Annotated in this window: 19 protein-coding genes; 7 read left to right on the top strand and 12 right to left on the bottom strand. The window is 71.1% G+C overall.

Annotated features, from left to right (window positions below):
- Positions 1–32 precede the first annotated feature (32 nt).
- Positions 33–1,070 (bottom strand): LacI family DNA-binding transcriptional regulator, encoded by a 1,038-nt coding sequence (locus ACFWY5_RS31090; RefSeq protein WP_379614060.1) that lies wholly within the window; start codon positions 1,068–1,070, stop codon positions 33–35.
- A gap of 226 nt (positions 1,071–1,296) precedes the next feature.
- Here ACFWY5_RS31090 and ACFWY5_RS31085 point away from each other — a divergent pair, with 226 nt between their 5' ends.
- A complete protein-coding gene (locus tag ACFWY5_RS31085) occupies positions 1,297–1,887 on the top strand; it encodes a TetR/AcrR family transcriptional regulator (protein WP_379636170.1) in 591 nt (196 codons plus the stop codon).
- A gap of 262 nt (positions 1,888–2,149) precedes the next feature.
- Here ACFWY5_RS31085 and bldC read toward each other — a convergent pair whose 3' ends face one another.
- Both bldC and ACFWY5_RS31075 read right to left on the bottom strand, forming a co-directional pair.
- Entirely contained in the window at positions 2,150–2,353 is a 204-nt protein-coding gene (bldC, locus tag ACFWY5_RS31080) for a developmental transcriptional regulator BldC (RefSeq protein WP_013133571.1), read from the bottom strand.
- A 335-nt stretch (positions 2,354–2,688) separates the two neighbouring features.
- Positions 2,689–3,555 (bottom strand): hypothetical protein, encoded by an 867-nt coding sequence (locus ACFWY5_RS31075; protein ID WP_379614342.1) that lies wholly within the window; start codon positions 3,553–3,555, stop codon positions 2,689–2,691.
- Positions 3,556–3,663: 108 nt separating this feature from the next.
- Between ACFWY5_RS31075 and ACFWY5_RS31070 the strand changes: the two genes are divergently transcribed.
- The 3 genes from ACFWY5_RS31070 (at position 3,664) to ACFWY5_RS31060 (ending at position 5,615) form a co-directional block, all read left to right on the top strand.
- Positions 3,664–4,743: a Leu/Phe/Val dehydrogenase gene (locus tag ACFWY5_RS31070; protein ID WP_379614056.1), complete on the top strand. Its 1,080-nt coding sequence runs from the start codon at positions 3,664–3,666 to the stop codon at positions 4,741–4,743.
- A gap of 150 nt (positions 4,744–4,893) precedes the next feature.
- The gene (locus tag ACFWY5_RS31065; RefSeq protein WP_379614054.1) at positions 4,894–5,127 is read left to right on the top strand and encodes a DUF3073 domain-containing protein; all 234 of its coding nucleotides are present in this window, start codon (positions 4,894–4,896) and stop codon (positions 5,125–5,127) included.
- 80 nt (positions 5,128–5,207) lie between these two features.
- Positions 5,208–5,615 carry a PPOX class F420-dependent oxidoreductase gene (locus ACFWY5_RS31060; RefSeq protein ID WP_379614052.1) on the top strand — a complete coding sequence of 136 codons (408 nt, stop codon included), beginning with the start codon at positions 5,208–5,210 and terminating at the stop codon, positions 5,613–5,615.
- On the opposite strand, the gene ACFWY5_RS31055 is transcribed toward ACFWY5_RS31060, so the two are convergent.
- Both ACFWY5_RS31055 and ACFWY5_RS31050 read right to left on the bottom strand, forming a co-directional pair.
- Entirely contained in the window at positions 5,616–6,152 is a 537-nt protein-coding gene (locus tag ACFWY5_RS31055; protein WP_379636168.1) for a dihydrofolate reductase family protein, read from the bottom strand.
- Between the two features lie 67 nt (positions 6,153–6,219).
- Complete coding sequence (locus tag ACFWY5_RS31050; RefSeq protein ID WP_379636166.1) at positions 6,220–7,731, bottom strand: MFS transporter; 1,512 nt, start codon at positions 7,729–7,731, stop codon at positions 6,220–6,222.
- 59 nt (positions 7,732–7,790) lie between these two features.
- Here ACFWY5_RS31050 and ACFWY5_RS31045 point away from each other — a divergent pair, with 59 nt between their 5' ends.
- Positions 7,791–9,866, top strand: a complete 2,076-nt coding sequence (locus ACFWY5_RS31045) for a BTAD domain-containing putative transcriptional regulator (RefSeq protein ID WP_379636164.1) — start codon at positions 7,791–7,793, stop codon at positions 9,864–9,866.
- 215 nt (positions 9,867–10,081) lie between these two features.
- Here the strand turns inward: ACFWY5_RS31045 and ACFWY5_RS31040 are convergent, their stop codons facing one another.
- The gene (locus ACFWY5_RS31040) at positions 10,082–10,966 is read right to left on the bottom strand and encodes an NAD(P)H-binding protein (RefSeq protein WP_379614044.1); all 885 of its coding nucleotides are present in this window, start codon (positions 10,964–10,966) and stop codon (positions 10,082–10,084) included.
- A gap of 37 nt (positions 10,967–11,003) precedes the next feature.
- Between ACFWY5_RS31040 and ACFWY5_RS31035 the strand changes: the two genes are divergently transcribed.
- Entirely contained in the window at positions 11,004–11,489 is a 486-nt protein-coding gene (locus tag ACFWY5_RS31035; RefSeq protein ID WP_379636162.1) for a MarR family winged helix-turn-helix transcriptional regulator, read from the top strand.
- Between the two features lie 74 nt (positions 11,490–11,563).
- Here ACFWY5_RS31035 and ACFWY5_RS31030 read toward each other — a convergent pair whose 3' ends face one another.
- On the bottom strand, positions 11,564–12,454 hold the full coding sequence (locus ACFWY5_RS31030; RefSeq protein ID WP_379636160.1) for a LysR family transcriptional regulator: 891 nt from the start codon (positions 12,452–12,454) through the stop codon (positions 11,564–11,566).
- Positions 12,455–12,541: 87 nt separating this feature from the next.
- Here ACFWY5_RS31030 and ACFWY5_RS31025 point away from each other — a divergent pair, with 87 nt between their 5' ends.
- The gene (locus ACFWY5_RS31025) at positions 12,542–12,892 is read left to right on the top strand and encodes a DoxX family protein (protein ID WP_379614038.1); all 351 of its coding nucleotides are present in this window, start codon (positions 12,542–12,544) and stop codon (positions 12,890–12,892) included.
- Here the strand turns inward: ACFWY5_RS31025 and ACFWY5_RS31020 are convergent.
- From ACFWY5_RS31020 to ACFWY5_RS31000, 5 genes are read right to left on the bottom strand one after another with little or no spacing between them, the layout of a single operon-like run.
- Complete coding sequence (locus ACFWY5_RS31020) at positions 12,889–13,491, bottom strand: GNAT family N-acetyltransferase (RefSeq protein ID WP_379614036.1); 603 nt, start codon at positions 13,489–13,491, stop codon at positions 12,889–12,891. The two genes, ACFWY5_RS31025 and ACFWY5_RS31020, sit on opposite strands and share 4 nt — an antisense overlap.
- Before the next feature lie 16 nt (positions 13,492–13,507).
- The gene (locus ACFWY5_RS31015; RefSeq protein ID WP_379614034.1) at positions 13,508–14,101 is read right to left on the bottom strand and encodes a response regulator transcription factor; all 594 of its coding nucleotides are present in this window, start codon (positions 14,099–14,101) and stop codon (positions 13,508–13,510) included.
- Positions 14,098–15,261: a sensor histidine kinase gene (locus ACFWY5_RS31010; protein WP_379636158.1), complete on the bottom strand. Its 1,164-nt coding sequence runs from the start codon at positions 15,259–15,261 to the stop codon at positions 14,098–14,100. The genes ACFWY5_RS31015 and ACFWY5_RS31010 overlap by 4 nt, the downstream gene beginning before the upstream one ends.
- Positions 15,258–15,983: an ABC transporter permease gene (locus ACFWY5_RS31005; RefSeq protein ID WP_379636156.1), complete on the bottom strand. Its 726-nt coding sequence runs from the start codon at positions 15,981–15,983 to the stop codon at positions 15,258–15,260. The genes ACFWY5_RS31010 and ACFWY5_RS31005 overlap by 4 nt, the downstream gene beginning before the upstream one ends.
- Positions 15,983–16,867: an ATP-binding cassette domain-containing protein gene (locus ACFWY5_RS31000; protein ID WP_379636154.1), complete on the bottom strand. Its 885-nt coding sequence runs from the start codon at positions 16,865–16,867 to the stop codon at positions 15,983–15,985. Before ACFWY5_RS31000 ends, ACFWY5_RS31005 begins: the two co-directional genes overlap by 1 nt.
- Positions 16,868–16,970 lie beyond the last annotated feature (103 nt).

Here is a 16,970-nt window from a genome sequence, read left to right as displayed (position 1 = left end):
CATCCGGGATTGACCAGCCCTTGGGTAGCTCTTTAGGCCGGTCCCGTGCTCCGCCGTACGATCAGCTCTGGGGTGACCTCGCGCAGCCGGGAGGCCTTCGCGGGGTCGCCGATGCGGTCGCTGAGCAGGGCGGCGGCCGAGCGGCCCATCGTACGTCTGGGCTGGTCGACCGAGGTGAGTGAGATGTGGCGTGAGGCCGCGAGATGCGTGTTGTCGTAGCCGATCACCGACAGATCCTCGGGGATGCGCAGCCCCAGATCCACCGCCGCCGACATGACACCCAGCGCGACCATGTCATTGGCCGCGAAGATCGCGGTGGGTCGCGGCTCACGGGTCAGCAGCGCCGTCGCCGCCTCCCTGCCGCTTTCCTCCGAGCACTCGGCGTGCTCGACCATGATGTACGGCGCCAGCGCGTGCCGCCGCATCGCGACCAGATACCCCTCGCAGCGCGAGGAGCGGTTGCCCTCGATGTGGGCGATGCGCTTGTGGCCGTGTTCGACCAGGTGGTCGATGGCCAGCCGGGCGCCGAGCTGATCGTCGTCGACCACGATGTCGACGCCGTCGAGCTCGATGTCACGTTCCCCTACGACGACCGTGGGCGTGTAGGAGGTCGCCTCGATGAGGGTTTCGCTGGTCGGGGCTATGCCTAAGAGCACCAGGCCGTCGACCCGGAGCTCCAGGAAGGCTTCCACCGCTTCGTCCTCGAACGCGGGGTCCCACTGGCTGTTGCCGATCAGCATGCGTAGCCCGTCGCCGTGCAGACTTTCCTGGAGACCGTCCAGGAACTCGGCGTAGAACGGGTTGTGTAGGTCGGCGACGAGCGCGCCGACGAGATGGGTACGGCCTTCGACGAGGCTGCGCGCCACGGCATTGGGGCGGTAGCCGAGCTCGCGTGCGGCGGCTAGCACCGCCTGTCGCCGATGCTCGCTCACGTGGGGCGACCCACGCAGCACGAGTGAGACGAGCGATTTCGAGACGCCTGCTCGCTCGGCGACGTTGCGGATGGTTGGCCTGGGCCGGGGCAGGGTGTCTACCTCGGCGACGGTCGTGTTGACGGGCGGTCCTGACATGTGTCTCCCCCGCGATGCGGATACGGGCACCTGCCTCACAGAACGATCGAGTTCGCCGCAGGGTACGGCTTTCATGAGGTAAGCCTGATGTTGACCCGGACGGCAGGCGGCCGTTATTGGGCATGGAGTCGGATACTGTGCAGGTGTGACACCCGGGAAGTCCTCCGCCGAAGCAGCGCGCCCTGCACGGCGCAGGCTCAGCGTCGACCGGCGTCGCGAAGAGCTCATGGCTGCGGCGCTTGAGCTGTTCAGTAAGCGCGATGCGGAAGACGTCTCCATCGACGACGTGGCCAGCGCCGCGGGCGCCTCACGGGCGCTCGTGTACCACTATTTCGGCGGCAAGCAGGAGCTCTATGTCGCCGCGCTGAAAAGCGCGGCACAACAGTTGGAGTCCCGGCTTCGGCCGCAGGAGGGCGGCAGGCCGCTCGACGAGCTGGCCGCCGGGCTCAGGCGCTACTTCGACTTCGTGGAAGAGCACGCGCCCGGGTTCGCCGCGCTGCTGCGCGGCGGGCCGGCCAACCGGGCCGGCGAGGTCGGCGAGATCGTCGACGGGGTCCGGCAGCGGTTGTTCCGCCTCATCCAGAAGCAGATGCGCGTCGAGCAGCCCTCGCCGGTGCTGCGCACCACGATCGTGTCGTGGATCGCCTCGGTGGAGACGGCCGGGCTCGACTGGCTGGAGCACCGCGACATCGAGCGTCCCGTGCTGGAGAAGATGCTCGTGGACCACATGATCGCCTTGCTCGGCGTCGCGGCGAACTACGACCGCGAGGTGCGCACCCTCTTCGAGGGCCTGGCCCACCAGCAGTTCCCCGCCTGAACGGGCGGTCGCGCCCGGCTCTCTCGCCCGGCTCTCTCGCCCGGCTCTCTCGCCCGGCTCTCTCGCCCGGCTCTCTCGCCCGGCTCTCGCGCCAGGAGAGCGGGCCGCCCAGGAGTGGGAAGGATGGCGCCGGGCGGGCGGCGCCAACTCCCGTATGCGTCCCCCGACGCGCGGGGCGACATGACGTCGTCACGCGGGTGGACCGGGCCGGAGACCCTGGCCCACCGTGAAACCCCCCTATAGGTCCGTGACGACCTCGGAGTTACTCCGAGCGCTGCTGCGGAATCCCCGCCAGCAGCGCGCGGACCTCGGTCTCCCGGTATCGCCGGTGACCGCCGAGGGTGCGAATCGACGTCAACTTGCCCGCCTTGGCCCACCGGGTAACGGTCTTGGGGTCGACCCTGAACATGGTCGCGACCTCGGCGGGCGTGAGCAGTGGCTCGGCCTCGGGTGTACGAGCTGACATTTGTGCGGCCTCTCCTCCGTGTGGACCGGCATCTGCGATCCCTGCGACTGCCTTTGCGCGTGTCACGGATGTCCCCCTATAGCCCAGAGCGTGCGGCTTTTCTGAGCCATATGCGGCATCACCCGAAGTGACCATACCGCCACGCAGAGCGATTGGCGAGCCCTTCTTTGACCCAACTGCCCGCCCACATGGCGATGTCACGCTCGGTGATTCTAGCGACACGTTTCGTGGTATCGCAGTGAAAACGGCAAACTACTCAGTTCGCAGAAGCCAGCAGGCGTGACACGTGACCCACTCATGCCGTGCTCTTGCTGGTCAGGACCCCTGTATGGGGTTCAGTTGGCAGATTCCAGAAGTTGCATTGACTTCCAGCGCAAGATCACCCGCTGATACATCGCGAACGCAAGTTCTTCTTGACCCGTGTCCAATCCGGTCAAAGCCGCAGAAAGCTCCGCTACAGACTGGTCCGCCTGGAGCGCGTCGTCGTCCATCAGATGGACGAGGCCGCCGTAGTCGAGCTCCACCAGCGAGTGCGGATGGAACTCCTCCAGCCAGCGGGCCACGTCCTCCACGTCCAGACCCGCCGCCACGTCCCCCAGATGCTTGCGCAGCACCTGGAGCGCCTTGGCCGAGCGCCGCCTGGCCTGCGCCATGGAGGTCACGTAGATGAGGTTGCGGCCGGTCGTGGTGGTGAGGTCCTGGCCCTTGGGCGGCGTCGAGCCCAGCACCAGCCACCGCTCGTTGCCGTCGAAGGGGATGAACCACGCCGGTGGCACGTGCCAGGTCGTGGTCCTGATGTGGGTGCGCAGCACCGAGGAGCCGCCCGTGCGCTTGAACCGGTCGAAGTCGTCGGCCGTCTGCTCGGCGATCGTCTTCGGGACCAATCGGTCCATCATCTTCACGGGAACCGTCCCGCGCAGCCGTGAGAACGCCAGCCACGAGCGCAGCCGCGTCTGCCAGGGGCAGACATAGAGACGATCCTCAACGCGGCGCAAATAGGCGTTGGGGCTCTCCTGGGCCGGTGCGGGGTTCGGCGGCATGCCGAGCAGGCGCCGGACGGACTCGCCGTGCTCGGCCTGCAGCGCGTTCGCCCGGCGGGGGCGGTCACGCGACTCGGCGTATTCGGCCCAGACCTTCCGCTCAGACTCGCTGAAGGCGGTCAGCGGCTCATAGACGCGGAGGTACGCGGCGTAGGGCAGCACGGAAGGCATCGTGTCATGAAGACAGCCTGCTTGCACCGTTGCTGCCACTACCCTGAGAGGTGATCTCCGCCGCGAAGATGCGGCGGAACCGGACAGGGAGTCACTACCGTGACCGACGTCTTCGGCACGTCCCACAAGGACGTACACGAACAGGTCGTCTTCTGCGCCGACGAGCAGAGCGGCCTCCGCGCGATCATCGCGATCCACAACACCCAGCTCGGGCCCGCACTCGGGGGTACACGTTTCTACCCCTACGAGAGTGAGGCGGCCGCGCTGGCCGACGTGCTCAACCTGGCCAAGGGCATGGCGTACAAGAACGCCCTCGCCGGCCTCGACCACGGCGGCGGCAAGGCCGTCATCATCGGCGACCCCGCGACACAGAAGTCCGAGCCTCTGCTACGGGCCTACGGCCGCTTCATCCAGTCGCTCGGCGGACGTTACATCACCGCCTGCGACGTGGGCACCTACAGCCCCGACATGGACATCGTCGCCAGGGAGTCGCGTTTCGTCACCGGCCGCACCGTGGAGCACGGCGGCGCCGGAGACTCTTCGATCCTCACCTCGTTCGGCGTCTTCCAGGGCATGCGCGCCTCGGCCGAGCGGGTCTACGGCACGCCGTCCCTGCACGGCAGGCGGGTCGGCGTCGAGGGCGTGGGCAAGGTCGGTCACCGGCTCGTCGACCTGTTGCGCGAGGACGGCGCCGAGGTGGTCGTCTGCGACGTCAGCCAGGAGGCGATCGAGCGGGTGCGCCAGCGCCATCCGGAGGTCGAGGTGGTGGCAGACGCCGCCGCCATGGCCGTCTCCGACATCGACGTCTTCGCCCCGTGCGCCCTGGGCGGCGCGCTGACCGACGCGGTGGTGGAGACGCTCCGTGCCAAGATCGTGTGCGGCGCCGCCAACAACCAGCTCGCCCACCCCGGCGTGGAGAAGCAGCTCGCCGACCGGGGCATCCTCTACGCTCCCGACTACGTGGTGAACTCCGGCGGGGTCATCCAGGTCGCCGACGAGATCGAGGGCTTCAACATGGACCGCGCGCGGTCCAGGGCCGCCAAGATCTACGACACGACCTTGAAGATCTTCGGAATCGCCGCTGAGGAGGGCGTACCTCCTGCGGTGGCAGCCGATAGGCTGGCGGAGCGCAGAATGTCGGAAGTCGGGCGAATCAGGGGCATTTGGCTGGGCGCCTGACGCCCCGCGCCCATACGACGTACCGAGCTGGGCACAAAACAGGTACGGTAATAGGCGAACGAGAGGCTGACGTCCGAAGACAGCGGCGTCAGCGAGTGGTGCGTTAGCGACGAGGGGTCGGGGACGACCCCACACGAGGGGGTCGAGCCAATGGGGCGCGGCCGAGCAAAGGCCAAGCAGGTCAAGGTTGCTCGCCAGCTGAAGTACAACAGCGGTGGCACAGATCTTGAACGTCTTCGCGATGAACTCGGGGTCGGAGACTCCGGCCAGACCGACGACGACGCCGACGACCTCAACGATGAGCTGGCGGATCGCTATGCCGATTACGCCGATGACTACGGCGCTGAGGACGACGACGATGACCGTACGTCCGGCCGCCGGTAGCCGTTCTCCCGGTTGACGTCTTGTGGCAGGCACCCGGTGCGGGATCCCCGCGCCGGGTGCCTGTGTGATGTGATCCGGTCATGAACTTGTCTCTGAGTGACACCGCCAGAAAGATCCTCGACGCTCCCAACATCGGCATTCTGGCCACCCTCAACCCCGACGGCAGTCCGCAGACCTCCGTCGTGTGGGTGGGCACGGACGGTGACGACGTCGTGATCTCCTCCCAGTCGGGCCGGCGCAAGGTCACCAACCTGGAGCGCGACCCGCGGGCCAGCCTGAGCGTGTTCGAGCTCACGGACCCCGACCGGTACGTCGAGGTCCGCGGCCTGACGACGGTCACCGAGGACGAGGGCCGGCGGCTGGCGGTGGAGCTGGCGGAGAAGTACGAGGGCGAGGGCGCCGGGCGGGCGTACCTGGAGTTGCCAGAGGAGGCGGTCCGCGTGGTGATCCGGCTGACTCCGCAGCGCGTGATCAGCAACGCGGGCTGATCACGCGGGCTGGTAGTGAAGGTGGACGACGCCGGTGGTGAAGGTGGCGGAGCCGGCCAGCCTGAGCGGCAGCCGTTCCGCCGTCTCGTCGAACAGGCGGGTCCCCGGGCCCAGCACGATCGGGTGGACGTACAGGTGCAGGTCGTCGACGAGACCCGCGCCGAGCAGGGCGCGGGTCAGCTTGACGCTGCCGGTCATGCCGATGTTCCCGCCGGGCCCCTCCTTGATCCGGCGCAGCTCCTCGATCGCGTCGCCGCTGATCAGGGTGGAGTTGTTCCAGTCGGCGCTGGGCAGCGTGGTGGAGACGACCAGCTTGCGGACGTTGTTGAGGTGGTCGGCCATCGGGTCGCTGCGGTGCGGCCAGGACGCGGCGAACACCTCGTAGGTGGCCCGGCCGAGCAGCAGGGTGTCGGCGCCCTGCTGCTGGGCCATGACGGCCCCGGTCAGCTCGTCGTTGACGTAGGGGAAGTGCCACTTGTCCGGCGCCTCCACCACTCCGTCGAGCGAGACGAACAGGCCGGCGACGATCTTTCTCATGGGTTTCTCCTTCTCGGTGGTTCCGCTTCCACGTCGATCGGGAGATGTGACAGGGAACGCCAGCGGATCAGGGTTCGCGCAGGATCGCCGCGCCGTCGCCCGACTGCCCGATCGGGCGTAGGTGCCTGAGCAGGGTCAGGGAGGAGACGGCCAGGGCGAGCACGATCACCGCGCTGATGACCGAGACGACGACCAGCCCCTGGGTGAACGCGCTCTGCGCCTCCGCGATCAGGGCGGCGGCCTGCGCGGGAGCGAGGCCGGAGGCGGCGTCGAGTGCCTCGCTGAGCGAGTCGCCCGCCTGCGGTGAGGTGGCGAGGCCGCCATAGACGGCGGTGCCGACGCTGCCGAGCAGCGCGACGCCGAGCGCGATGCCCAGCTCGCCGCCGCACTCCCCGATGGCCGAGGCGGACCCGGCCCGTTCCTCCGGCGCCGAACCCACGATGAGGCCGAGACCCAGGGCGCCCACGGGAGCCATGCCGAGGAAGGCGATCGTGACGCCGGTGAAGAGCATGACGAGCCCGTCGCCGGCCACCATCACGACGAAGCCGGCCGCCGACACCACGAGCCCCACCCCGACCACCAGTCCGGGCCGGAACCTCCCGGCGATCACCGGTGCCGCGAGCGAGCCGCCGACCAGACCGAGCGCGGGCAGCGCCATCCACAGCCCGGCGCTCAGCGGAGACAGGCCCTCGACGAGCTGGAGGTGCTGGCTCACGAACAGGTACACGCCGCCCTGCGTCACCATCGCCAGCGCCAGGATCAGCAGCGCCGTCCTGAAGGACCGGTTGGCGAACAGGCTCATGTCCAGCAGCGGCTCGGCCAGCGTGCGCTGCCGCCGTACGAACGCCGCGCCGCACACCAGCCCGACCAGAACGGCCACGTACGCCACCACCTGGCCGGGATCGTCGGCCAGTTCCTTCAGCCCGTAGACGAGCGGCAGGAGCGCGGCCATCGACAGGGCAACGCTGGCCAGGTCGAGCCGGGCCGAGCCGCCGCCCCCGGTCTCCGGCAGATAGGCGAGCCCGCCAAGCACGACCAACGCCATGATCGGCACGCCCATCAGGAACACCGACCCCCACCAGAAGTGCTCCAGCAGCAGCCCGCCGATCACCGGCCCGGCCGCCGCCCCGCCCATGAAGCACGCGGTGAACACGCCGATCGCGATGGCCCGCTGCCTGGCCCCCGGGAACAACCCGGCCACCAGCGCCAGCGCCGACGGCCCGATCGCCGCCCCGGCGACGCCCAGGAGCACCCGCGCGACGATCAGCATGGTCGTCGAGGTGGAGTAGGCGGCCAGCGCGGAGGCGGCGCCGAACATGACCGAGCCGATCAGCAGCAGCCTGCGCCGTCCGATCCGGTCGCCGAGCGAGCCCATGGTGATGATGAATCCGGCGATCATGAAGCCGTACACGTCGGTGATCCACAGCAGCTCGGTGGCGCTGGGATTCAGATCGGCGGCCAGATGGGGCAGAGCCAGCAGCAGAACGGTGTTGTCCACAGCGAGCAACAACGTGGCCAGGGCGAGCACGGACAGCCCCAGCCACGCCCCGGCCCCGGTACGGGGAACAGTAGTAGTCATGTGATCAGCCTCAAGGGCGGACGTTCGGGAAATGTTCGGAGGTGTTTAGGGTGAGCTTCATGCGCTTCGCCGTGTTGGGGCCGCTTGAGGTGATCGCCGACGGCCGTGCCGTGGGGGTGCCCGAGCGCAAGGTACGGGCCCTGCTGGCCGGGCTGCTCGCCCACAACGGGCGGGTCGTTCCGGCGGTACGGCTGATCGAGAGCCTCTGGGGGCCAGAACCACCGGGCAACCCGCTGGCCGCGCTGCGCGCCAAGGTGTCGCAGCTGCGCCGGGCGCTGGACGAGGCCGAGCCCGGGGCCAGGCTGCTCGTCGTCACCCGCGCGCCCGGCTACCTGATCGAGGCCGACACCGACGCGCACCGCTTCCAGGCGACCCTGGACCGCTTCCCGTCCACGGGCGGCCCCGGCCTCGCGTCCGGCGGGCCCGGCGAGCGGGCCGCCGTGCTCGCCGAGGCGCTGGCGTGGTGGCGCGGGCCCGCGTTCGCCGACTTCGCCGACTCGCCGCTCGTGCACAGGACCGCCCTCCGGCTGGAGGAGCAGCGCCTGGCCGCCGTCGAGGACTATGCCGACGTACGGCTCGCGCTCGGCCAGGACGCCGCGCTGGTCGGCGAGCTGAGCGAGCTCACCGCCCAGCACCCGCTGCGGGAGCGTTTCCACGCGCTGCTCATGCGCGCCCTCTACCGGTCGGGACGGCAGGCCGACGCCCTGGAGGTCTACCGCGCCCTGCGTGAGCGCAAGCGCGAGGAGCTGGGCCTCGACACCGCCCCCGAACTCGCCGCCCTGCACCAGGCGATCCTCGAACAGCGCCCCGCCCTCCGCCGCCCCGCGCCCGCCCCGGCGCCCGCGCCCGCCCGCCTGCCCGAGCCGCTGACCGAACTCGTCGGCAGGGAAAAGGCGCTGGCCGACCTGCTCGGCCTGCCCGCCTCGGCCCGCCTGGTCACGCTGACCGGCAGCGGCGGGGTGGGCAAGAGCCGCCTGGCTCTGGAAGCCGCCCGCCGCCTGTCCGACGGCTTCCCCGACGGCGCCCATCTGGTGGAGCTGTCCGCCTCCTCGGAGCCGGAGGTGCCCGGGATGGTGGCCGCGGCGCTCGGGCTGCGTGACGACGGCGACCTCGCCGCCGCCCTGGGTACACGGCGGGCGCTGCTGATCCTCGACAACTGCGAGCACGTCGTCGAGCCCGTGGCCAAGCTCGCCGACCTGCTGCTGCGCGCCGCACCGGACCTGCGCGTCCTGGCCACCAGCAGGGAGCCGCTGGGCGTCGCGGGCGAGGTCGTGCGGGAGGTCGCGCCGCTGGACCCCGCCGCCGCCGCGCGCCTGTTCACCACCCGAGCCCTCCCCGGTACGCCGCTACCGCCCCGGGACGCCGAAGCCGTCGAGGTGATCTGCCGCCGGCTGGACGGCATCCCGCTGGCCCTGGAGCTGGCGGCGGCCCGGGTGCGTTCGATGGGCATCCGCGCCCTGGCCGACCGGCTGGATGACCGGTTCCGGCTGCTGTCGGCCGGACGCCGGGCCGGGCCCGCCCATCAGCGCACGCTCAAGGCGGCCATCGACTGGAGCTGGGACCTGCTCAGCGAGCCGGAGCGCGTGGTGTTGCGGCGGCTGGCCGTACAGGTGGGCGGGTGCACGCTGGAGGCGGCGGAACGGGTGTGCGCGGTGCCCATGCCGCTGCCCGGCGGCCCGCCCGGTGACGTCGAACTGGCCGCAGAGGCGCAGGCGGCCGGGCTCGGGCCCGACCACCTCGACCCGGCCGGCGTCGCCGACCTGCTGGCCCGGCTGGTGGACCGGTCGCTGGTCGTGCGCTCCGGGGGGCGGTACCGGCTGCTGGAGTCCGTGTCCGCCTATGGCATGGAACGGCTGCGCGAGTCGGGCGAGCACGACCTCGTCCTGCGGTGGTATGCCACGTACTACACACAGCTCGCCGAGTGCGCCGAGGCGTACAGGTCGGGTCCCGCCCGGCACCGCTGGGTGAGCCGGCTGGACGTGGAGAGCGCCAACCTGCGCGGCGCGCGGGAGGCGGCCGAACTGCTGGGCGACACCCGCCTGGCCACGCGGCTCACGGGCTCGCTCGGCTGGTACTGGACCCAGACAGGACGCCAGGCCACCCACCTAGCCGAACCCACCCCCGCCACCCTCTAAAGGCCTCCCCACCCTCCCCGGTCTCCCGGTCCCGCGGCCTCCCGGTCTCCCAGCCTTGGCCGCTCTCCCCAGCCTCCCCGGTCTCCCCAGTCTCTCCCGGCTCCACGGCGTACCCCGGGCCTCCTGCCTTTAGGCCGCTCCAAGGCGTCCATGGCCCTCTGGGGCCGCTACAGCCTCTTGAGGCGGCGGCTATGGGCTCTTGGGTCTTGTGGCGGCTATGGGTGGAAGTCGGTGGCGTGTTCGGTAGCCCATTCGGTGAAGGTGAGTCCGGGGCGGCCGAGGATTCTCTCGACCTCGCCGGTGACCAGGTCGTGCTGGAGGTAGGAGCGGGCCTGCAGGGTCAGGAAGCCGTCGGCCAGCGCCTCGGGTATCCCGGCGCGCAGGAACCCCTGCCGCGCGGCTTCCGGCGCCACCTCCTCGAAGCGCAGCGGCCGGCCGATCGCCGCGCCGATGGTCTCGATCATCTCCTGCTGGGTGAGGGCCCGGGGGCCGGTCAGGACCGGGCGTTCGCCGGCCAGGTCGCCGGTGAGCAGGGCATGCGCGGCCACGGCGGCGAGGTCGCGCTCGTGCAGGGGCGCCCATGCCGCCGCGGCGTACGCGCCGCGCACGGTGTCACCGGCGCGGATCTGGGTGGCCCACGAGCCGATCGTGTTGACGGCGTAGTAGCCGGAGCGCAGGGCCGTCCACTCCATGCCGGAGGCCGTGACGGCCGCCTCGGTCTCCTTGTTGTACTCGCCGCGCAGCCGGGAGGGCTGCTCGTCGAGGTCGTGGTCGACGTTCAGGGCGGACATGGTGACCACTCGCCCGACCCCGTGCTCGCGGGCCAGGCTCAGCAGCCGGTCGGCGGCGGCCGTGACGGCGCGCGGGTCGGGGTGCAGGCCGAGGGCGCGCGGGTTGAGGAACAGGCTGGAGACGCCGTCCAGGGCGCCGGCCGGGTCGCCCTCCACGACGTCGACCCCGTCGGGCAGGGCGGCGGCGCGCGCGTCGCGGGTCACCGCGCGCACCTTGGCTCCCTGGGCGAGCAGGAGGTCGATCAGCGGGCGGCCGACGATGCCGGTGGCTCCGGTTACCAGGACGGTGGCGTTCGGAAGTCGTATCATATGGAAACCGTAACATATAGTTTGAGAGTCATACGATATGAGTTTCGTAGAAGGTGATCCGCGTGAGCGGAGGCGGGTCGTCAGGGCGGTCAAGGAGTCCCTGCGCGACCTGAACATCCAGCTGGCACTGCTCAACCGCCAGATCGGTGCGCAGGTCAACCTCAAGGACGTCGACTGGAGCTGCCTCGACCTGCTCAACCGGCACGGCCCGCTCACCCCCGGCGCGCTGGCGCGCCAGGCCGGTCTGCACCCCGCCACGCTGACCGGCATCCTCGACCGGCTCCAGCGCGGCGGCTGGATCGTGCGCGAACGCGACCCCGACGGCCCCGACCGCCGCGCCATCACCGTGCGGGCCCGCCGCGAACGCAACCGGGAGGTCTACCGGCTCTTCTCCGGCATGAACGCGCAGATGGACGCGCTCTGCGAGGACTACACCGACAGCGAGCTCGCGCTCATCGCCGGGTTCCTCCAGCGCACCACCGGCGCCGGCCGCACCGCCACCGAGCAGTTCACCGACGACTGAAAGAGCCCCACCCGCTGAAAGAGCCCTACGCGCTGTATGGGCCTGCCCACTGCATGAAGCCCGCCGCATGAGCCCTACCCGCAGGCGTCCCGGCAGCAGCGTACGAAGTCCTGGACGACGGGGTCGGTGTCGGCGGCGGGTGGCCAGGCGATGCCGACCCGGGTCGGGCTGACGCCGGTCACCGGGCGATAGGTGACCCCGGGCCGGGCGTAGTAGCGGGCCGATGAGGCGGGGGCGAGGGCGACGCCGTACCCGTTGGCGATGGCCTGGAGCCAGGCGTCGGGCTGGTCGGTGGTGGCACCGACGCGCGGCGGGCGGCCGTCGCGCTCGTCGGCGGCCAGCCAGTAGTCGCGCCACGGGCCGGTCTCCTGCGGCGCGGCGACGAAGGCCTCGTCCCACAGGTCGGCGAAGGCGATCTCGGCGCGTACGGCGAGCGGGTGGGAGGAGGGCAGCGCGACCCAGCGCGGCTCCTCAAGCAGCACCTCGTGCCGCAGCGCTTCCTGTCCGGGGAACGGCAGGCGGAGCAGGGCCGCGTCCACCTCGCCGTCCGCCAGCCCGGCACTCGGGTCGGACCAGGCGGCCTGTCGCATCTCCACCCGCCAGCCGGGACGCAGCCGGCCGAACGCGGCGACGATGTCCGGCGTGGCCTCGTTGGCCGCGCTGGCCAGGAACCCGACCCTCAGCACGCGGGCGGCCATGCTCGCGGCGCTCTTCGTCTCGCGCAGCGCCTGGTCGCAGGCGGCCAGCATGCCGGGCGCCCGCTCGCGCAACGCCCGCCCCGCCTCGGTGAGCGCCATCCCGGCCCGCGAGCGGGTGAACAGCCGCACGCCGAGCTGCGTCTCCAGGCTCTTGATCTGCTTGGTCAGCGCGGGCTGGGACACGTAGAGCCGCTCGGCGGCCCTGGTCAGGTTGCCCTCCTCGGCGACGGCGAGGAAGGAGCGGACGAGCCGCGTGTCCACATCCATTCCATCAGGTTATCGATACAGCTATTGGACGCCTTCGGCGCGGCTCGGCAAGGGTGGAACACACATCCAGCGAAGGGGGAACAGCCGGTGTTCACCGCCTATGTCGTGGTGGTCGTGGTGGCCGCCGCATGCAACTTCGCGGCGGCCGCCGTCGACTTCGCCCGCGCCAAGTGGGTCCTCGTCAACATGGACAAGTACGGCGTGCCGCGTTCGTGGATCACCTGGCTGGGCGTGGCCAAGGCGGCGGGGGCGGTCGGGCTGCTGGCCGGGCTGGCCGTACCCGCGATCGGCATCGCCGCTGCGGCAGGGCTGGTGCTCTTCTTCGCCGGCGCCGTGTTCGCCGTCGCGCGCGCCCGCGTCCTCGCGCACCTGCCCTTTCCCGGGACCTTCCTCGTGCTGGCCGCGGCCTGCCTGGCGCTGGCCTCCGCCGCCGTCTAGGGGTTGGGCAGCGAGGGGTGGGCCGGCCAGGGGTCGGGGTTGAGGATGGCCCAGCGTTCGTGGTCGCGCCAGGCGCCGTCGATGAACAGCATCCCGGGGGAGAAGCCCTCATGGCGGAAGCCGAGGCGCTGGACGAGCTTGAGCGAGGCGTGGTTGCCCGGCTGGATCTGGGCTTCCAGGCGGTGGAGCCGCAACTGCTCGAAGGAGTAGCGCAGGACGAGGGCCAGGCCCTCGCTCATGTAGCCGTGGCCGGCGGTGGGGGCGAAGGCCGCGTAGCCGAGCGAGCCGTTCTGGAAGCGGCCGCGGATGATGCTGTTGATGTTGACCATGCCGGTGATGTCGCCGCTGTCGCGCAGGCACACCAGCAGGCGGCGGGTGGTCGCGGGGTCGAAGTGGGCCAGGTAGGCCTGGTACTCCTCTGCGGTGGCGGGCAACGACATCCAAGGGTGGTGCAGCTCCGCGCTGGCCTTGGTCAGCCTGGTGAACTCGTCCTCGTCGTGCCTGGTCAGCGGCCGCAGCGTCACCCGCCCGGCCCCCGGCGGCAGGCTCGCCAGGAACGTCTCCACCTCTGCCGCGATCTGCACGAGCCCCTCAGTCATGCGTGGCACTGTACAGCTACAACCAGCCCCGCGACTCGGCCACATGTACCGCTTCGGCACGGTTTCGGGCGCCGGTCTTGCCGATCGCCGACGACAGGTAGTTGCGTACCGTCCCCTCGGTCAGGAACAGGCGGCGGGCGATGTCGGCCACGGTCGAGCCGTCGCGGGCCGTGCGCAGCACCTCGCGTTCCCGCTGCGTGAGCGGGCTCGGCCCGACGGCGCTCGCGCTCACGGCCAGCTTGGGGTCGATCACCCGCTCACCCGCCATCACCCGCCGTACGGCTCCCGCCAGCTCCGCGGCCGGCGCGTCCTTGACCACGAACCCGGCCACCCCGGCGTCCAGAGCCCGGCTGAGGTAGCCGGGGCGCCCGAACGTGGTCACGATCACCACCCGATGGCCCGGCAACCGCTCGGCCACCTCCAGCCCGGACATTCCGGGCATCTCTATGTCGAGCAGGATCACGTCGGGCCGGTGCTCCGCCGCCGCGGCCTCGACCAGGTCGCCCCGGCCCACCTGGGCCACCACCTCGATGTCGGCCTCCAGGCCGAGCAGCGCGGCCAGCCCGCCCCTGACGAGGTCCTGGTCGTCGGCGATGAGCACACGGATCACGCGGCCTCCAGCGGCACGCGGGCACACAGGCGATACCCGCCCTCCGGCAGGGCACCCACATCCAGCGACCCACCGGCCCCGGCCACCCGCTCGGCCAGCCCGGTCAACCCGTTACCCCGCCTGGCCGCGCCATCCAGAAGCCCGGCCGTGGCGGGAGGCCGGTCTGAAAGCGTGGCGGGAGGGGCGGTCGTGGGGCCGTTGTCGCGGACCTCCAGCTCCGCCCAGGTCGTGTCCACGCTCAACGTGATCCAGCAGTGCCGCGCGTCGCTGTGGCGCAGGACGTTGGTGGCGGCCTCGCGCACCGCCCACGCCAGCAGCGTCTCCGCGGCCCCCGGGATCGGGCCGCCGGCGGGGGAGACCTCCACCTCGACCCCGGCCAGCTCCAGCTCCCGCGCCGCCTTCTCCAGCTCTTCAGACAGCGCCGGGGCCCGGTATCCGGCGACGGCGTGCCGTACCTCGTCGAGGGCCTGGCGGGCGGCGGCCTCCACGTCGCCCATCTCCCGCGCGGCGCGGTCGGGGTCGGTGCGGGCCAGCCGGGCGGCGAGCTGGCTTCTGATGGTGATCGAGGTCAGGGTGTGGCCGAGGGTGTCGTGCAGGTCCCTGGAGAAGCGCAGCCGCTCGTTGTCCACGGCGAGCTGGGCCACCTGGGCGCGCGCGGCGGCCAGCCGGACGAGCAGGTGGCCCATCTGCTTCATGCCGTGTACGGCACCGGCCTGGGCCAGGATGACGAGCATCAGCCACCACACCGTCAGCCCGTGCGCGAGCAGGAAGCCCATGGTCACGGCGATGGTCAGCAGCACTCCGGCGACGAACCCGGCGCCGCCGGTCGTCGCGGCCAGTCCGGTGATGACGTAGATGAACGCGACGAACGCCCAGGGCGGCCCGAGCACGGGAAGGAGCGCGAGCGCGGCCGCGGCCAGTCCGGCCATGGGCCACCGCCGGGGCGCGCCGCTGTGCTCGCCGAGCATCCGCCACATGATCGTCATCCAGCAGCCCGACAGCACCGCGAGCCCGCCGAACGCCCACAGGACGCGCGGCAGGGCCGGACCGGTGGACAAGAACGTCCACAGCGGCCAGAGCGTCACCAGCAGCCAGGCCACCGAGCCCGCCCTGACTTTGCTACGGCCGTTGCCGAACTCGCCGCGCGCCGCCACCTTCACAAGGCCCGACGGTAACGCCAGGCGGCCAGCCCGGAAAACAGCAGCGTCCACCCGGCCAGCACGACCAGCGACCTGACCGTCGGCCAGTCGCCGGCCAGAGCCCGCCAGCCGAGAGATCCGGCCTGGTAGGCAGGGCTGTACTCGGCCAGCGTCCGCATGAACTCCGGCATGAGCTGAACCGGCAGCCACAACCCGCCCAGGACGGACAGCCCGAAGAAGACGCCGATCATGGCCAGGTTCGCCGCCTGCCCGTTCATCGTGTAGCCGAAGGCGACGCCCAGAGCGGCGAACGGCACCACGCCCACCCAGATCAGCACCACGAGCGCGGGCCAGGTGCCGGGCGGCAGCCGTACACCGGAGATGAGGGCGCCCCCGGCGAGCACGGCGAAGATGCTCGGCAGGACCCCGGTCGCGCCCGCGATCAGCTTGGCCGAGATGTAGCCGTGGGCGGGCAGCGGCGTGACGGCGAGCTGCCGCAGCCAGCCCTTCGAGCGTTCCATGGCGATCGCGCCGCCGATGAACAGCGCGCCGCCCATCGCGCCGTAGACGGCCATCGAGACCATCGTGTACGCGGCGAAGTCGACCTGCTGCGGCCCCGCGGGGACGACCCGCAGCACCTTCGTCCACACCAGGTAGAGCACGAGGGGGAAGACGGTCAGCATGATGAGGCTGGTGGTGTTGCGCACGGACCGCAGCAGTTCGAGCTTGACGTAGGAGCGCATCAGTTGCCTCCCGTCAGGCTCACGAAGGCGCTTTCGAGGTCGGTCCCGGCCGTGCGGACGTCTCTGGCGTCGGTGAATGTCGCGAACAGCGCGCGCAATGTCGCGTCGGAGTCATTGGTCCGCAGTACGGCGGCGCCGCCCTCCACCCGCACCTGGCGCACCCCGGGCAACGCCTGGAGCGCCCCCACCTCGGCGGCGTCCAGCGTGACGTGCACCTCGCTGCCGCCGACCAGCTCCTTGATCTTCTCGACCGGTCCGTCGGCCACGACCTTGCCCTTGGCCAGCAGGATCACCCGGTCGGCGTAGTCGTCGGCCTCGGTGAGGTAGTGGGTGGCGAAGACCGCGGTGCGGCCCTGGGCGGTGCGGGCCCGTACCTCCTGCCACAGGGCGCGGCGGCCGTCCACGTCGAGTCCGACGGTGGGTTCGTCCAGCACGAGCAGGCGCGGGTCGCCGATCAGGGCGAGGGCGATGCGCACCCGCTGCCGCTGTCCGCCGGAGAGCCTGCCGATCCGCTGGGCCGCGAAGCCGTCCGCGCGGGCGGCGCGCAGGGCCTGCTCCACCGGCATCGGCTTCTGGTACATGCCGGCGGTCGCCGTGACCAGCTCGGCCACCCGGACGTCCTCCAGCAGGCCGGACTCCTGCAGCAGGACGCCGACCAGGCCCTTGCGCAGGGCCGCGACCGGCGGATGGCCGAGTACGGCGGCGGCACCGGAGGTGGGCGGGAGCAGGCCGAGGGCGATGGAGAGCAGGGTGCTCTTGCCCGCGCCGTTCGGGCCGAGCACCGCGATCGTCTGGCCCTGCTCGGCGGTCAGATCGACGCCGTCGAGGGCTCTGGTCTGGCCGTAGCGTTTGCTGACGGCCGTGAGTTCCAGGGCGTTTGCCATGGAAAAAGGCTGCTCGACGGGCGATGCCCCCGGGTAGTGCCGTATGTCAGTGTTCCGGCGGCGCCGAGTCCATAGGCGGAATATCCGGGATGATCCCACGATC

The organism is Nonomuraea sp. NPDC059007, assembly GCF_042740555.1.
Classification (GTDB): Bacteria; Actinomycetota; Actinomycetes; order Streptosporangiales; family Streptosporangiaceae; genus Nonomuraea.
The sequence above is the reverse complement of the archived record's forward strand: the minus strand, read 5'-3'. Positions and strand labels throughout refer to the sequence as shown.

Coding starts and splice junctions, on each gene's coding strand:
- ACFWY5_RS31090 (WP_379614060.1), bottom strand. CDS start 1,070: ATGTCAGGACCGCCCGTCAACACGACCGTCGCCGAGGTAGACACCCTG.
- ACFWY5_RS31085 (WP_379636170.1), top strand. CDS start 1,297: ATGGCTGCGGCGCTTGAGCTGTTCAGTAAGCGCGATGCGGAAGACGTC.
- bldC (WP_013133571.1), bottom strand. CDS start 2,353: ATGTCAGCTCGTACACCCGAGGCCGAGCCACTGCTCACGCCCGCCGAG.
- ACFWY5_RS31065 (WP_379614054.1), top strand. CDS start 4,894: ATGGGGCGCGGCCGAGCAAAGGCCAAGCAGGTCAAGGTTGCTCGCCAG.
- ACFWY5_RS31060 (WP_379614052.1), top strand. CDS start 5,208: ATGAACTTGTCTCTGAGTGACACCGCCAGAAAGATCCTCGACGCTCCC.
- ACFWY5_RS31055 (WP_379636168.1), bottom strand. CDS start 6,152: ATGAGAAAGATCGTCGCCGGCCTGTTCGTCTCGCTCGACGGAGTGGTG.
- ACFWY5_RS31050 (WP_379636166.1), bottom strand. CDS start 7,731: ATGACTACTACTGTTCCCCGTACCGGGGCCGGGGCGTGGCTGGGGCTG.
- ACFWY5_RS31045 (WP_379636164.1), top strand. CDS start 7,791: ATGCGCTTCGCCGTGTTGGGGCCGCTTGAGGTGATCGCCGACGGCCGT.
- ACFWY5_RS31040 (WP_379614044.1), bottom strand. CDS start 10,966: ATGATACGACTTCCGAACGCCACCGTCCTGGTAACCGGAGCCACCGGC.
- ACFWY5_RS31035 (WP_379636162.1), top strand. CDS start 11,004: ATGAGTTTCGTAGAAGGTGATCCGCGTGAGCGGAGGCGGGTCGTCAGG.
- ACFWY5_RS31030 (WP_379636160.1), bottom strand. CDS start 12,454: ATGGATGTGGACACGCGGCTCGTCCGCTCCTTCCTCGCCGTCGCCGAG.
- ACFWY5_RS31020 (WP_379614036.1), bottom strand. CDS start 13,491: ATGACTGAGGGGCTCGTGCAGATCGCGGCAGAGGTGGAGACGTTCCTG.
- ACFWY5_RS31005 (WP_379636156.1), bottom strand. CDS start 15,983: ATGCGCTCCTACGTCAAGCTCGAACTGCTGCGGTCCGTGCGCAACACC.
- ACFWY5_RS31000 (WP_379636154.1), bottom strand. CDS start 16,867: ATGGCAAACGCCCTGGAACTCACGGCCGTCAGCAAACGCTACGGCCAG.